16 protein-coding genes are annotated in these 14183 nt (G+C 43.0%); 11 read left to right on the forward strand and 5 right to left on the reverse strand.

The genetic code is table 11. The features are described from left to right. Positions 1-78: 78 nt before the first annotated feature. Positions 79-990 carry a UDP-N-acetylmuramate dehydrogenase gene (gene murB / locus A0126_RS02735; protein WP_088836357.1) on the reverse strand — a complete coding sequence of 304 codons (912 nt, stop codon included), beginning with the start codon at positions 988-990 and terminating at the stop codon, positions 79-81. 299 nt (positions 991-1289) lie between these two features. Here murB and A0126_RS02740 point away from each other — a divergent pair, with 299 nt between their 5' ends. The 4 genes from A0126_RS02740 to A0126_RS02755 all read left to right on the forward strand — a co-directional run bounded on the left by A0126_RS02740 (position 1290) and on the right by A0126_RS02755 (position 3883). Continuing rightward, positions 1290-1805 carry a GNAT family N-acetyltransferase gene (locus A0126_RS02740; RefSeq protein ID WP_088836358.1) on the forward strand — a complete coding sequence of 172 codons (516 nt, stop codon included), beginning with the start codon at positions 1290-1292 and terminating at the stop codon, positions 1803-1805. Positions 1806-1830: 25 nt separating this feature from the next. Next, complete coding sequence (locus A0126_RS02745) at positions 1831-2283, forward strand: GNAT family N-acetyltransferase (RefSeq protein ID WP_088836359.1); 453 nt, start codon at positions 1831-1833, stop codon at positions 2281-2283. Between the two features lie 175 nt (positions 2284-2458). Further along, positions 2459-2818 carry a hypothetical protein gene (locus tag A0126_RS02750; RefSeq protein ID WP_088836360.1) on the forward strand — a complete coding sequence of 120 codons (360 nt, stop codon included), beginning with the start codon at positions 2459-2461 and terminating at the stop codon, positions 2816-2818. A gap of 114 nt (positions 2819-2932) precedes the next feature. Further along, positions 2933-3883, forward strand: a complete 951-nt coding sequence (locus A0126_RS02755) for a hypothetical protein (RefSeq protein WP_239456819.1) — start codon at positions 2933-2935, stop codon at positions 3881-3883. Here the strand turns inward: A0126_RS02755 and A0126_RS02760 are convergent. Beyond that, the gene (locus A0126_RS02760) at positions 3841-4689 is read right to left on the reverse strand and encodes a GNAT family N-acetyltransferase (RefSeq protein ID WP_088836361.1); all 849 of its coding nucleotides are present in this window, start codon (positions 4687-4689) and stop codon (positions 3841-3843) included. The two genes, A0126_RS02755 and A0126_RS02760, sit on opposite strands and share 43 nt — an antisense overlap. Positions 4690-4816: 127 nt before the next feature. Between A0126_RS02760 and A0126_RS02765 the strand changes: the two genes are divergently transcribed. Continuing rightward, a complete protein-coding gene (locus A0126_RS02765) occupies positions 4817-5080 on the forward strand; it encodes a hypothetical protein (RefSeq protein WP_029332686.1) in 264 nt (87 codons plus the stop codon). Between the two features lie 40 nt (positions 5081-5120). On the opposite strand, the gene A0126_RS02770 is transcribed toward A0126_RS02765, so the two are convergent. Next, a complete protein-coding gene (locus A0126_RS02770; RefSeq protein ID WP_088836362.1) occupies positions 5121-6032 on the reverse strand; it encodes a hypothetical protein in 912 nt (303 codons plus the stop codon). 140 nt (positions 6033-6172) lie between these two features. Here A0126_RS02770 and nfsA point away from each other — a divergent pair, with 140 nt between their 5' ends. The 5 genes from nfsA to A0126_RS02795 all read left to right on the forward strand — a co-directional run bounded on the left by nfsA (position 6173) and on the right by A0126_RS02795 (position 10348). After that, positions 6173-6919: an oxygen-insensitive NADPH nitroreductase gene (nfsA, locus tag A0126_RS02775; RefSeq protein WP_088836363.1), complete on the forward strand. Its 747-nt coding sequence runs from the start codon at positions 6173-6175 to the stop codon at positions 6917-6919. A 15-nt stretch (positions 6920-6934) separates the two neighbouring features. Next, positions 6935-8170, forward strand: a complete 1236-nt coding sequence (locus A0126_RS02780) for an LCP family protein (protein WP_204251419.1) — start codon at positions 6935-6937, stop codon at positions 8168-8170. 338 nt (positions 8171-8508) lie between these two features. Beyond that, entirely contained in the window at positions 8509-9219 is a 711-nt protein-coding gene (locus A0126_RS02785) for an NAD(P)H-binding protein (RefSeq protein ID WP_029332690.1), read from the forward strand. A 123-nt stretch (positions 9220-9342) separates the two neighbouring features. Then, positions 9343-9888 carry a TlpA family protein disulfide reductase gene (locus A0126_RS02790; RefSeq protein ID WP_088836364.1) on the forward strand — a complete coding sequence of 182 codons (546 nt, stop codon included), beginning with the start codon at positions 9343-9345 and terminating at the stop codon, positions 9886-9888. Positions 9889-9892: 4 nt separating this feature from the next. Next, positions 9893-10348, forward strand: coding sequence for a hypothetical protein (locus A0126_RS02795; RefSeq protein WP_088836365.1), 456 nt, complete (start codon positions 9893-9895; stop codon positions 10346-10348). 92 nt (positions 10349-10440) lie between these two features. On the opposite strand, the gene A0126_RS02800 is transcribed toward A0126_RS02795, so the two are convergent. Together A0126_RS02800 and nhaC are read right to left on the reverse strand one after the other, a co-directional pair. Further along, positions 10441-10650, reverse strand: a complete 210-nt coding sequence (locus A0126_RS02800; protein ID WP_029332693.1) for a DUF3006 domain-containing protein — start codon at positions 10648-10650, stop codon at positions 10441-10443. Between the two features lie 242 nt (positions 10651-10892). Beyond that, positions 10893-12266 (reverse strand): Na+/H+ antiporter NhaC, encoded by a 1374-nt coding sequence (gene nhaC, locus A0126_RS02805; protein ID WP_088836366.1) that lies wholly within the window; start codon positions 12264-12266, stop codon positions 10893-10895. 872 nt (positions 12267-13138) lie between these two features. Here nhaC and argC point away from each other — a divergent pair. Beyond that, on the forward strand, positions 13139-14170 hold the full coding sequence (argC, locus tag A0126_RS02810; RefSeq protein WP_088836367.1) for an N-acetyl-gamma-glutamyl-phosphate reductase: 1032 nt from the start codon (positions 13139-13141) through the stop codon (positions 14168-14170). The last annotated feature ends 13 nt before the right edge of the window (positions 14171-14183 follow it).

Here is a 14183-nt window from a genome sequence, read left to right on the forward strand (position 1 = left end):
GCCGAATGGAGGCTAAAAAAGTAACAGGAACGGGTATCCGTTCCTGTTACTTTTTTGTGTTTAAGGAAAGTATTCGTATTAAAGTTCTTCACCGATGATTTTTACTTCGGTCTCGAGGAGAATCCCGAATTTATCCTGCACCGTTTCTTGAACGTGGTGAATAAGCGAAATGTAATCAGTCGCCGTTGCATTTTCGATATTGACGATGAAACCGGCATGTTTTTGTGAGACTTCCGCTCCACCAATTCGTGTCCCTTGAAGTCCGCTGTCCTGGATTAACTTTCCGGCGAAATATCCTTCAGGGCGCTTAAAGACACTGCCGCAAGAAGGGTATTCGAGGGGTTGCTTCGTTTCACGCTTATTCGTCAAATCGTCCATGACTTCCTTGATGAGAACAGGATCCCCCTCCGTCAAAGAAAAACGTCCTTCGAGAATGATATATTCTTTTTTAGCGAAACAGCTTGTCCGGTATCCAAGTTCGAGTTCGTCGCGTGTGATGTTTAACAGCTCACCTTGGCGTGTTAAAACCGTCGCGCTCTGAAGACAATCTTTGACTTCCCCTCCATACGCACCAGCATTCATGATAAGAGCACCACCGACTGTGCCGGGGATTCCACAGGCAAACTCGAGACCACTCAATGCATGATCATAAGCGACGCGTGAGGCTTGGATGATGGCCGCGCCGCTTTGTGCGACGAGCTCATGTTCTTCGACCGAAATATCCGTTAATTTTTCAAATGATAAGACGATGCCACGAATCCCGCCATCACGTACGACGAGGTTCGATCCATTACCGAGTAATGTCAATGGGAGATCGTTCTCATAAGCATAGCGAACAGCAAAAGCTGTTTCTTCGTAAGAAGAAGGAATGATGAAAAGGTCGGCAATTCCTCCCATTTTCGTATACGTATGATATTTTAACGGTTCATTCACTAATACAGAGTCTTCGTTTAATCCCTCGTAAAGCCCAGTCAACAACTGTTCAGTCATATAAGTTCTCAGTCCTTTTTTTATGAATTCCATTCAGCGAAAGTACGCTCAAAATATATTTTACACTAATTACGTAATTGATGTTTAGCACATAGTTCCCAAAATACAGAGTTGACACGAAAAATGCAAGGTTTATCCGAAAACTGTCATCGCTTAGTAATGAAAATATATATCTGGAATTCCGAATTTCGAAAGGTGAACAAGACAAAATAAGGATTTAGGGTATGAATCGGTTAGAAAAGGGGGAATTATAAATACGTATATAGAAGGATGTTCGGAAAATTAGGAGGGGAATCGATATGGAGAGCGAACGTTTGAGAATGCGACCTTTTTCTCAGGAAGATTTCGACTTTTATAAAGAACTCGTTCAAAATGAATTGGTGATGCAGTATATTAACGGTGGTGTTTCATTGGATGAGACGGAGGCCCGTTTATGGTTCGACCAACAATTCGAGCGGTATGAAGATGATCGTCAGACGGGGTTTTTGCTGATTGAAAAAAAAGAGGATGAGGAACCAATCGGTTTTGCAGGACTCATCCTACAAGAAGTCGACGGAGTAGAAGAACTTGAAGTCGGATATTGGTTAAAGCCGAAGCACTGGAAAGTCGGATACGGGCGTGAAGCAGCGAAACGTCTGATGCGTGAGGCATTTGAACGTGGAAACGATCGTCTGATTTCAATCATTCATCCAGAAAATCATTCTTCTCAAAAGGTGGCTCGCGCCAACGGATTGGGTTGGGAAAAAGAAACGGTCTTTAAAGGGATACCCGTCGTCGTCTATTCATGCAGACTAACCCGTCTATTTAGAGGCTGAACATTAAAGCAGAGGAGTGTAATTCATGTATCATACAGAATTTATTCGGTTTAATCAGCTTGGTGCCTTGACGCTTTATCAGTTATTAAAATTAAGAACTGATATTTTTGTCGTTGAGCAGGAATGTGCCTATTCAGAGCTCGATAATCGTGATCAGGAGGCGATTCATGCACTTGCCTATGCAGATCAGCAGTTAATCGGTTGCCTTCGAGTACTCCCTAAAAATCAATCAGGTGCTGTAGCGATTGGTCGTGTCGCCGTCCACGCTGATTTTCGGTCGCACGGTATTGCACGTCGCTTGATGAATGAAGCAATCGAACACATCCGGACACAAGAAGAAACAGGGATTTATTTGCAGGCCCAGGCCCATCTAAAAAAGTTTTATGCATCGTTTGGGTTTGAAGAGACATCTGATGTGTATCTGGAGGATGGAATTCCACACCTTGATATGCATTTATCGCTTAAAGAAGAGTATTGAATGTTCCTTTACCTAGCAACTAAAGTTCTCATCTAGGTTGGGAAGACGTCTCTCCCTTGTCGTCCCAATGGTTGTAGACATGAGGAAACGCTTATTTTCGAGAAATACTTCAAAAAATAGCGGAGTGAACCGATGATGAGAGCAGAACGAATTTCATTCGGAGGTGAATCAGTCTATGAAAAAAGTACTGGTCATTCTCGCGTTAAGTCTGATTGGACTTTTATCTTTTGCGGTCGGAATTTCTTACGCAGAGCTTCAAAGCAGCCAACAGAACTCAGAAAAGCAGTTAAAGACGATGCTTGAAAAACATCATGGAATCAGTGAAGCATCATTTTTAGAAGTGAAGGCCTCGTTTTCCCTGCAACATCGACAGGTAATCCAGGTTCGATTGCGTGGAGAACCGGCCATTACTTATGAGTTCATTCAGCCGGAACAGACAATTGAATATAGCGGTTCAATTGGAACGAGTGTCGAAAAAGTCGGAAAGCAAGATGAGATTTTTCGATCGATGCCTTTAAAAGTAGGCGAGAATTGATAGATCCTGGTGGATTTCCTTATTGTGAGGAAGGCATCAGGATTTTTTTGGCTTTCAAGAAAAGATAATATTGCGTACACTACGAAGAGAAGCAGTATTCAGGGGGGCAAACCGATGATGAAACGATTTGTGAAAAATGAGGCAGTTGGTCAGGCAGTGCGTGCATTTAAAGAATTGAATCGAAAAGATTTTGAGTATTACAATGCTGAGTTGTCCGAACAAGAACGGGTCGCTTTAAATTTCGTGAAGCGAGCTTTTGACTTAGAGTCATCAGAGCACTTGGCGCTAGCGCTTGATACGAACCAACCAGTCATTGAACTCGATCGTCTGTTACTTAAGTTGGGGGCGATACAAGATAGAACGCTCTTTTTCCGTTTGTTGGTACAACATGGTGTAGATCTCAATCAATTAAAAGAGCTTGATGGACATCGTTCAATTGTCCGTCAACCGCTAGCATTTCCAGTCGGTCTATACAGTGCAATCAATCATGAACTTTTTCAATTGGCGATAGAGGCTGGTCTTGATTTAGACTACACGACATCCTTGCAACGGAGTGATCGTTTTTTAGAAACGCACGTGATTAATATGCTTGATCTCTATTTGTTGCTTGATTTAGAAGACGAAATGGACGTACGAAGCCTAGAATTTTTTACAGACCATCCGGCAACAATCGGTTTTGTTGAGCAGTTAAAGCGGTCGAATCCGTCAAGCATTCAGACAATCGTCGAGACTAAAAAATATCAAGTTGATTTTAAATATGCCAAACACTATCCACTCTTTTACGCGATGATCGGTCGGCATACAGAAGTATTTGAACAGTTGCTTGAAGCAGTTTTAAAAACGGAGAAGGAACAACTGCTTTTAGAAGATGCACTGTTAGCCTTTCATAACCACCAACCAGGTCAAGCGAGTGCGTTAGGAAATGACTATATCGACAGTCTATATCAGATGGGGGAGCAGCTAAGGATCCGAGCAAATATTGATTTCAAACAAGTGGAGGATGCCTACGTCCTGGCGGAATATCAAGAAATCGTTGAGCGGTTACGTAAAGATTCTCTAGAGTAAGTATGCCAGTGTGAGAAGAGTTGAATATCACAGAATGTATCGGGGTCATATAAACGAAGGGCTTCTTGATGTGTTGAAAAACAATACGTCTCGAATGTCCGAACTGTCGTGCGTTTTAATTTAGCTTGAAAGGTCTCAAGAATTCTTCGCCCATATCCTTGATTCTTCAATTCAGGGATACACGTAATTTCGAGTAAACGAATCGTTTGCTTTTGTTTTTGGATGATGATTGTTCCGACGATTGTTTGTTGATCGTAGACAAGGTACGGCAATGCCCCCTGTTCAATCAAATATTCGATATGGGATACGTCATAGCTAAATAAAAAATGTGAGGATTGAATCGACTCGTTTCTGAGATTTAAGAACAAGGAACGGTTTCGGAGTGTAAGTGGCTTGAATTGAAGTGACGCGGCATGATCATTGATGAGACCGATGAAGCGAAATTGTTCAGAGGAAAGTGTATAACCGAGCGTGTTCCAAGTCGAGACCAACCCGAAATCATGTGGTGGAATGATTTGAACGTCAATTTGATGAGGATGTAGAGAGAGCGCGTAATCATGGACGAAATGCGCCAAAGTGCGGAAAGCAATCAAGTCCGTGTAAGCGGCATTGATGATTTGAAGGGACGAGGCGAATTGGTTAAATCCTAATGTCGCGCAGACGGCATCACCCTTGATTAAAGCCCATTGATATTTTTCAGGTGGTTGGAATGAGAGGGACAGAGGAGATAAGCGGTTTTTTTGTAACAACTGATGGACGAGACGACGTTGACCGTGCGACAATTGCTCGTAACGTAAAATTTTCAAACGCTACACTTCCTTTTCTGATTAGGATGAAACAATATCTTAAGTATACTATAAGCAATAAAAGGAAAATAATAGTTTTTATCATAAAAGGTAAAAGTAATCTGTTAGAAACGGGGGAGGGATTAGATTGGGGAAAAAGTTTATCTATGTCTGCTTCTTTTTGTTTTTAAGTAGTATTCATCCCGTTCAAGCACAAGATTTAGATAAACAAGAAACGAGCGTCCGAGAAGCTGTGACGTATGGAAGCTATGGAACGATGGATGAACTCATCATTGATCGAAAAGAACCGACATATGATGGTTTTGACTCACCGAATGACATGGCATTTTTATTTGCCTGTATCGCACTGCTTGCAACTGTAGGACTTGGAATCGTCAATACATCAGATTGAAAGAGCCTCGGGAAACCTTTCCGAAGCTCTTTTTTTGTATTTAAAAATGAATATGTTTGGTTCGGCCAACGCGTTCAATCCGATCATGTTCTTCATCTAGACCCGCCTGTTCCAGCAAGTCGAGATAATAGCGAAATGGAGTCGAACGGTGTGAAAAATAAGGAATATATTCTGTGAAAAGCATCGTTTCGGCTCGTTCTAGTTCACGTAAAGCAATCAGGGCATGAAGTTCTGCGAAGCGAATCTCTTGATAGAGGATGAGCTTGTCTGCATCGATGCGAACGTTCATTTGAAGCTTTTTCGCATGCATGTTCAATAACGACAGGTAAGACTCACGCTCTTGTCGCGTTTCACAATGCTCGAGAACGGCAAGGAAAAGGTCACTGCGTTCTGTGTCGACGTCGATCGGTACCTTTAACGCCGTGTAGATGGCGCGCTTCATCCACGCATTATCGGATGTGTCGAGCTTGTAGTAACCAACGAGTTCTTGGAAGAGCTCAACTTGAGAGACTTTAATCAGTCGGAAGGGGTCGTTACTCAGGAAAAGAGGTTCTTCACCAGCGGCGGAAGACAGTAAAAAAAAGAATTCTTCGAAAGCAACACGCGTTCCGTTCTTTCGACCAACATAATGTCGCAGGTGTTTTAATAATCGTTTTGCTGTGACGTACCAGTTTTTTTGTTCGCGTACGGAAACGATTGTACTTGGTTCTAAATACTCACCATCGTAAGCGAGTTGAATGAATTGTTCAGTTTGCTCGATGGTTTGTTCGATTGTCGGTTGTTCTTGTTCTTTTTTTAGACCTTTATATTTTGCGAATTGCGACAGCATCAAATCTAATTCTTTATCTTCAATTGTTTGTTTAGGAAGTTGGCGATAGATCTCTACGATAATGTCGCGAAGGGTAGTATCGCCATATTGCTCCAGTAAAAGACGTAATTTTCGAATTCTCATGATCGCCCTCCTTCGACAAAAACACAGCACTTCATTATTCATTTCCCGATTTTTTCATAAAACGAACATCTTTCATTTGCTCTTTTACACAATCATTGCCTATTTTTAAAGGGAAAGATTAATTTAAGGGAGAGATTCAGATGAATGAAACGATTGAACATTTATTAAACCACCGCTCGATCCGGAAATTTAAGGAACATCAACTCGACGAACAGACGATTGAACTATTAATCCAATCTGCCCAGGCTGCTTCGACGTCTTCTTATCAACAAGCCTACGCAATTGTCGGAATTGAGGATTTAGAAAAAAAACAGCAACTCGTAGAAGTAGCGAGTGGACAAAGTTATGTAGCAGATAATAGCTACTTCTTCGTCTTCTGTATCGACTACCATAAACATATGTTGGCAGCAGAGATTGCGAATGGCTCAGTCGCTGACACAGTCGAAACGACGGAAGCGTTGATTGTCGGAGCGGTTGATGCAGGACTTGCCGCACAGAACCTTGTCGTAGCAGCAGAATCATTAGGATACGGGACAGTTTATATCGGTTCACTTCGTAATGACGCTCGAAAAGTGAGTGAACTTCTTGAGTTGCCAAGTCACGTCGTACCGTTATTTGGTGTTGCAGTCGGTTTGCCGGATCAACAGTCAGGTAAAAAACCCCGTCTTCCGATGGAGGCAATCTTCCATCGTAATACGTATACTAATGACAACAAGATGCGTGAGTTGCTAGAACAGTATGAGGCAGAAACCTCGTCATATTATGGAGAGCGGACGGATGGCGCACGAACTGAGGGATGGGTCTATCAAATGGCTACCTCGATGAAGGAACCGAAACGGACGTATCTACGTAAGTTCTTACAAGATAAGCAGTTATCGCAAGACTAAAACGGAGGTACTATTATGGATGAGTTTCAATCAGGTCGTTCTCGACTAGAACGAAAACGACAGGAAGAAGAGCAGATGCGACGTACTTCGACACATACACCAATTGAGCATCGAGCAGACCAGCGAATGCGGATTGACGCCTCACAACGGCAGAATCATCGATACGTCGAGGATGGACCAACTTTGACGTCGCGTTCAGTTCAACAAAATCACCGGGGCTCGCAGAAAAAAACACGGACTGGTATCGGAGGACGACTTTTCACCGTAGTCAGAAGGTCTGCCAAGCAAGTCGGAACGATTATGGCGGAGCGGACACGGTCGAATCGACGTAAAAATGGACGTTTGGAAGAAAAGGTACCACGTGAGACGAGGCAGGATGGTTTAAAGAAACAACCTGTTGAGAGAAAGAAACGTCGCTTCAAAACAAAAATATTTGGGCTGCTCTTAGTTCTATTGATTGGCTTTATCCTGTTTGCCTCACAGCCGTTTACCTTTTTATTGATCGGAAGCGACGCAAGACCCGGAGAATCGCTACGAGGTTCACGGTCTGATTCACTATCCGTCATGCAATTCGTACCGTTATCACGGACGATTCAGTTAACGTCGATTCCACGTGATACGTATACACCCATCAGTTGTGAGGATGGGAAAAAAGATAAAATCACGCATGCTTTTGCGTTCGGTGGGGAATCGTGTACGCAAAACGCCGTCAGTGAACTACTTGATGTAGACATCGATAGCAAAATCGTTATCTCTTTCGATAGTTTCATTGGTTTAGTTGATCAAATCGGCGGGATTGATTTTGTTTCGACAGGAACATTCTCGGAGCAAGACGCTAGCGGAAAAGCGAATCAATATGCGTTTCAAAAAGGAAAGGAATACCATATGGATGGAGCGATGGCTCTTGCCTATTCTCGTCACCGAAAAACAGACAATGATGGGGCACGAGCCAATCGTCAGTCAGAAGTCATTCAAGCTGTAGCGACGCATCTGTTGAAGCCGACAGGCTGGACTAAAATTTCATCAGCACATGCTTATATGAAAGAGGAGATGAGTTTAGACATCAGTTACCGTCAAATGGCGACAGCAGGCTTAGCCCTGGCATTGATGTCTGAGCGAGAATATCTTGAAATTGACGTTGTCAGTGATCGATTGAATGGCATTTTCTATGATTTCCCGGATGAAAAAGCCCTGACACAATTGAGAGAAAAATTACAGACGACGTTTTACGGTGTACTGGCGAATGACTGACATTAAAAAAATAGGTTCCTTTTTGAAAGGTTTCCTTCTCCCTATTGCGGGTATAAATTGATGTACGCAGTTGCGCTTTTGAGAACGGAAGATATCATAGCTGAAGACCTGTCCATATCTTCAATATTCATGCTTCTTTGGCCGGAATGAACATATCTTTGAGTAGGCGGCTTAAAAGACGACGTACCGAAATCCGAACACCTAATCGTCGGGATGATGAGAATTCTTGATTGCTTTTTGATATTTTTAACAGGAGTAAGCGATGAAGGAAGCTCTTATCTGCATAAGTATGAGTAGTTCAATAGAGGTGACTAGCTTATTGAGGAGGGACCTAGCATATGAATGTATTAGTTGTAGGTGCATCAGGTACAATCGGAGCTCGCGTCGTCAAGTCGCTTGCGAAAGGTCATCAAGTCACTGTCATCGTTCGACATAAGCATCTCGTCGATCGCTTCGAAAAACTCGGTGTCAAAGCACATTACGTCGACATTGAAACTGAGCTTGAAAAGGTCATTGATCTCGGGGTGGCAGGTCAAAATGCTGTGATTTGTGCAGCGACCGCGGGTGTCGATGGTGAAGCGACTGAAATTGAGTTGCTCGATCGAACGGTTGCTTTAAAAACGATTGATGCTGCGAAAAAGGCACGTGTCCGTCATTTTGTCCTCCTCAGTGCCTATGGCGCTGATCGACCAAATCAATTTAAAAAAGAAGTCTATCCATTCTATGCCGCAAAAAATGCGGCAGAAGAGCAAATTGAGCATAGTGGTTTGACGTATACAATCATTTGTCCGGTCAACATCGTTGACGGAGAAGGTCTTGGACTAATCGAAGCCGATGAGGATTTAAAAGATGTAAAAGATGCAACGATTTCTGAAATTGATGTCGCGTCGATTTTGGCGGCATCGGTCGATAATCGGGCACTTTTCAATCGACGTTTAGAGGTGAAACAAGGAAAAACGTCACTAAATGAAGCGCTTGGTGGAGACGAATCGTTTGAAAGCATTAAAGACAATCGTCGGGTTAAACAACAACTTCCTCGCTATAACTGACAGTAAAAAAGGATGTATATAAACGAGCATATCACTTCCGGGGAAAATGGAAGGGTATGCTCGTTTTTCATAGATTCAGAGGCTGATTCTGCTACACTAATAGAAAGAGGGAGTGGACAGCAGTTGAAAAAATATTTACTATACGTGATTGTCGGGTTAGCGATTAGTGGGATTGCATATAAAAGCTATGACGCCTATAAAGCACAACAGATTAAAGAATTTACTCAAGCGACGCAACAAGCGCAAGGCGGATTAGAGATTGGAATGAAGGCACCAAATCTCAAGTTGGAACAGGATGGAAAAATGGTGGAACTATCTGATTTGACGAATCGATTGATCGTAATCAATTTTTGGGCGACCTGGTGTCCACCATGTAAACAAGAAATACCTGAACTGAACGCTTTTTCTAAAGCGGTGGACGTGCCCGTCTATGGCATCAACGTGACGACATCCGAACGAAAGGTTTCAGATGTAGCCGATTTTCTGAAAGAGACTCCTGTTGATTACGGGGTGCTCTATGATACGCAGGGCCAATCAGAAAATGCTTATCGATTAGTCGCGATGCCGGCGACTTACGTCATTGATACGGATGGAGTCATCGTCGCAAAACACATTGGTCCTGTTACATCAAGTATGCTAAAAGAGATGGTAGGGAAAAAGGGAGGATGAGGGAATGGAGATTCACTGCCGCGACTGTTCTTATCACATCGTCGCTGAAATCGGTCAGCGGGAGGAATGGGGGGAATTCCCTTCGATGCTAACCTATGGACTAGAACAGTACAGAACAGCATTGCCTTTTTTATTCGTGCCGCCTTATCAGGAACCACTCATTAGCCGAGCGCACATCGATGATCAAAACCGGGCGATGTTAATTAAGAACTATCATGCACATATCGATGCAATTGAAGGCGGGTGGGTCCCGCATCAATACGATTTGTTTCAGTGTCCCTGTTGCGATACGATTTCAACACGCTTTTGGTGTGCACTCTTCATTCCTTCAGCTATCATCGAACCGATTCATCGCTGTGAACGAGATGAGACAGTACTACATCGAATTTCGATTGACGATTTGCACCAAGCGAAGTGTCCCGAATGTAGGCATCAATCCTTGTACGTAAGGAATGATTAAACGCGAAAAAGCCATTTAGAAGATGGAAAGACTGACGTGGGCAAGGACGCTCAAGTAGTCAATTCATTGTCTAAATGGCTTTTTAATTATCATCAACCCATTTGCCGAAAGGAAAACGTCTGAAAGGACGATTGGGATGTACTCGATGCATCAATTGAATACGTTGTACCATCAAAAAGTATTGTGTCACCTAATCGTGCCTCAGTCGGTAAATAGCGGCGAGGGATAAAACTTGAACCGTTCTCCCAGAGAAGAACAGCATATTTACCATCAAGCCGTTCAAGCGTACCACGTTTGATCATATTGGACTCCTCCTACAATTACATCGAAGGCAACCATTTTAAAAGGGTTGCAGTATCTCTCTCTAGTTCTCTGTAATTTTAATCTTATGTTTGGTATATTCCCACTTCGTTTTATCTTTACACTTATTTATCTAAATTAGTCGAGAATCGCTTGAATATCCCTCTTTCACATATAGAAGTGAGAAAAAAGAGGCATACCATTCGACTTATGAATGGTATGCCTTACTGATAATAGATTTACGTCACGCGACACTTTTCGTGACTTGTTTTTTTGTCGGTCGTGTAAAGGCGAAGATGAAAGTGAAGAGGGGAGATAAAATTAAGAAAAAGGCAAATGGCACATACGATGTGACAGGCACACCGAGTGTCGAGGCAAAGAATGCCCCGGATACACCCCAAGGAATCAAAGGATTAACAAGTGTGCCGCCATCTTCAAGCGCACGGGATAAAAACCGTGGGTCAATTGACCGTTCTTCAAAAATTTTCTTGAAGGCTTGTCCCGGTAATAAAATAGACAAGTATTGTTCACCTGCCATGAAGTTAACGCCGATTGCAGCAAGTGCAGCAGACGAGATGATACTCCCGTCACGTTGCAGTTTCGAAACGGTTTTTTCGATAATGACATCGATGACTCCGATACCACGTAAAACACCGCCGAACGCTAACGCGAGCATGACGAGGGAGACGGACCACATCATTGATTGGATGCCACCTTTACTAATGATGCTCGCAACCGTTTCATTCGTTGTTTCGAGCTTGAGACCATTTTGGATGACAGACATCCATTGCGCGATGTTCCAATTTCCTTGAACGAGACCTGTGAGTAATAATCCGCTTAAAACGCCTGCAATCAATGTTGGAATGACTGGCATCTTCCGAATAGCGAGTACCATCACGAGAAGCGGAGAAAGCAATGTCCAAGGAGATAAGCGGAAAAGGCTGTCGAGTGCTTGTTGTGTTGCTCCAATCGCTTCTGAATCAATTGATCCTTCACCTCGTCCAAAAATAAGGAAGAGAACAAATGTGATCGCGATAGCAGGAATCGTTGTTCCCATCATAAAACGAATATGATCAAAAACAGAGACGTTGACGATACCTGGTGCGAAATTCGTCGTATCCGATAAAGGAGACATTTTATCTCCAAAACAAGCACCGCTGATGATTGCACCTGCAGCAAGGGTGGGATTGACACCAAGGACGACGGCGATTCCCATCAAGGCGACACCGACCGTACCAATTGTAGTAAATGAACTGCCTGTAAAGGTCGAAACGATCATCGCGATGATTAAAGCGGTTGGCGCGAACCAGGTCGCAGATAATGTCGACAAGCCATAATGGAGCAAGGTTGGAACGGCACCACTCATCATCCAGACGGCGATTGTCATGCCGACGAGTAACATGATTAAAATCGGTTTAATCGCTTCTCGAATACCGTTAATCATATGTTCTTCAAGTTGACTGAAAGGGAAGCGGCGATACACGGCATACCCTACAACAAAAATAAGACTGGCGAGTATAGCGAGATGTGGTTCGGCCTGTGCACCGAATAATGCGGACAATAAGATAATGATACTAATTCCTAGGATAGCTGCGGATTCACGAAAGGACATGCGCATGCTTCCACCTCCTTATATCTTTGTTACGTTTATGCTTGTTTGCTTTTATGTGTGAAAGTAATGAACAAATGCAATCTTATCGAAGATTCCTGACTGCGTCAACTAAGAAAGTTTTACAGCATGTAGACAAAGTAACATGGGGTGAAAAAAGCTTTTCCCTTTTTCGTTGCTTTCCTCAGGCGAGGGCAAGGCTGACCCTACGGACAACAAGCAGGGTCTTGTCTACATCTGGCAGGTCGTGTTAAAAACGTACTTTTTCCCGTAGGAATCAACGGAAAAGCGACGCTTTTTAGGCCGTAGCACAGGGAAAGGCAAACCGTACAGCCGTTTTAGAGCGCGCTCGGTCTTGAATCGCTTTAAATTGCGAAAGCAACTTTCCGCGATCCCCGGCAGCTTTGAAGACGAGGTGAGGCAAGGAAGCGTGAACGGACAGCATTTCCGTGTAGAATTTTTGCTTTTCATAAGAGTTTGTCTACATCCTGAGTTTTATTTAGAAATATAACCAGGAATACAAAAAAAATGTGACGATTTTTTGTCGTAAACGCTTTCTTTTTTATAAAAAATCTTGCACAATAAGAAAGTAATGATGTCGATTTTGTGAACAAGAGGAGGATACATATGTTTACAGCGATTTTTGTTGTTGTTATTGCTTTGATGGGGGCAAGCGTTTTTGGAATCGATCATCTCGTCGCACAACGTGCTGAAAAAAGATGAGAAACATGAACTAAAAAGACTTTGACCAGTTACATCTTACTGAAAGGTGTCATCGGTCAAAGTCTTTTTTTGTTTATAAATTAATAAAAATACATTTGACAGTATAAATATACATATGTTTAAATCAGTTTATCATTATTAACGAAGGAGTATCCGACATGAAATGTACAATCATAGGTGCGACGGGATATACAGCAGTCGAATTGATACGAATGATTGAGCAACATCCCCATTTAGAAATCGTCTCTCTCGTGAGTGATTCGAAGGCAACTGAATCGATTACGGAAATATACACATTCATGAATAAAAAAAACTATTCCCTCTTACAGGAGTTCTCACTTTCCCATTTAGAGGAGGTTGGAACGGAACTCATTTTTTTGGCGACTCCAAGCGGAATTTCAAAACAGTACTTAGAGCAGCTGAGAGATTGGAAAGGGAAAGTCATCGATTTGAGCGGCGATTTACGTCTCGACCAAATATCATATGAACATTGGTACGAAAAACCAGCGGTCGAGCCAATGATTCAAGCAACAGCAACATACGGACTATCAGAATGGAACCGTGAAGCGATAAAAACGAGTCGTTTGATTGCCAATCCAGGGTGTTATGCGACAGCCGTACTCCTGGGTCTCCTACCATTTTTAAAAGAACAGGTCATCGAGCCGGTGCCGATTATCATTCATGCCAGTTCAGGGTTATCGGGAGCCGGGAAATCCTTTAGCGAACAGACACATCATGTGCGATCGAATGAAAACATGCGTCTGTATAAGATGAATCGCCATCAGCACATCCCCGAAATCGAATCGGTCATTCAAACCGTGACGGGGCAAGACGCCATCGTTTCGTTCGCGACACATTTAATTCCAATCAATCGCGGAATCATGGCGACGATGACATTGACTCCACGCATCAATAAATCGGAAACGCAATGGCGTGAGTGGCTCCATGCATTTTACGAGAACGAACCCTTCGTCCGAATTAACGGAAATGATCCGGAAATTAAATCGGTCGTCGGCAGTAACTACTGTGATTTGACGATATACGCTGACGCGAGAACAGGACATCTGACAGTCGTTTCAGTCATTGATAACATGCAAAAGGGTGCAGTCGGGCAAGCGATTCAAAATGCGAACTTGATGTGCGGATATGAGGAAGCACTCGGTTTGACCCAGCAACCATTATTCATTTAAAGGAGGAACGAAC

Source organism: Exiguobacterium sp. N4-1P, from assembly GCF_002214325.1.

What these genes read in the sequence shown, in the direction of transcription:
- nfsA (WP_088836363.1), top strand. Translation starts at nt 6,173, where the DNA reads ATGAATGAAACGATTGAACATTTATTAAACCACCGCTCGATCCGGAAA.
- murB (WP_088836357.1), bottom strand. Translation starts at nt 990, where the DNA reads ATGACTGAACAGTTGTTGACTGGGCTTTACGAGGGATTAAACGAAGAC.
- A0126_RS02785 (WP_029332690.1), top strand. Translation starts at nt 8,509, where the DNA reads ATGAATGTATTAGTTGTAGGTGCATCAGGTACAATCGGAGCTCGCGTC.
- A0126_RS02745 (WP_088836359.1), top strand. Translation starts at nt 1,831, where the DNA reads ATGTATCATACAGAATTTATTCGGTTTAATCAGCTTGGTGCCTTGACG.
- A0126_RS02795 (WP_088836365.1), top strand. Translation starts at nt 9,893, where the DNA reads ATGGAGATTCACTGCCGCGACTGTTCTTATCACATCGTCGCTGAAATC.
- A0126_RS02755 (WP_239456819.1), top strand. Translation starts at nt 2,933, where the DNA reads ATGATGAAACGATTTGTGAAAAATGAGGCAGTTGGTCAGGCAGTGCGT.
- A0126_RS02740 (WP_088836358.1), top strand. Translation starts at nt 1,290, where the DNA reads ATGGAGAGCGAACGTTTGAGAATGCGACCTTTTTCTCAGGAAGATTTC.
- A0126_RS02750 (WP_088836360.1), top strand. Translation starts at nt 2,459, where the DNA reads ATGAAAAAAGTACTGGTCATTCTCGCGTTAAGTCTGATTGGACTTTTA.
- nhaC (WP_088836366.1), bottom strand. Translation starts at nt 12,266, where the DNA reads ATGCGCATGTCCTTTCGTGAATCCGCAGCTATCCTAGGAATTAGTATC.
- A0126_RS02770 (WP_088836362.1), bottom strand. Translation starts at nt 6,032, where the DNA reads ATGAGAATTCGAAAATTACGTCTTTTACTGGAGCAATATGGCGATACT.
- A0126_RS02800 (WP_029332693.1), bottom strand. Translation starts at nt 10,650, where the DNA reads ATGATCAAACGTGGTACGCTTGAACGGCTTGATGGTAAATATGCTGTT.
- argC (WP_088836367.1), top strand. Translation starts at nt 13,139, where the DNA reads ATGAAATGTACAATCATAGGTGCGACGGGATATACAGCAGTCGAATTG.
- A0126_RS02780 (WP_204251419.1), top strand. Translation starts at nt 6,935, where the DNA reads ATGGATGAGTTTCAATCAGGTCGTTCTCGACTAGAACGAAAACGACAG.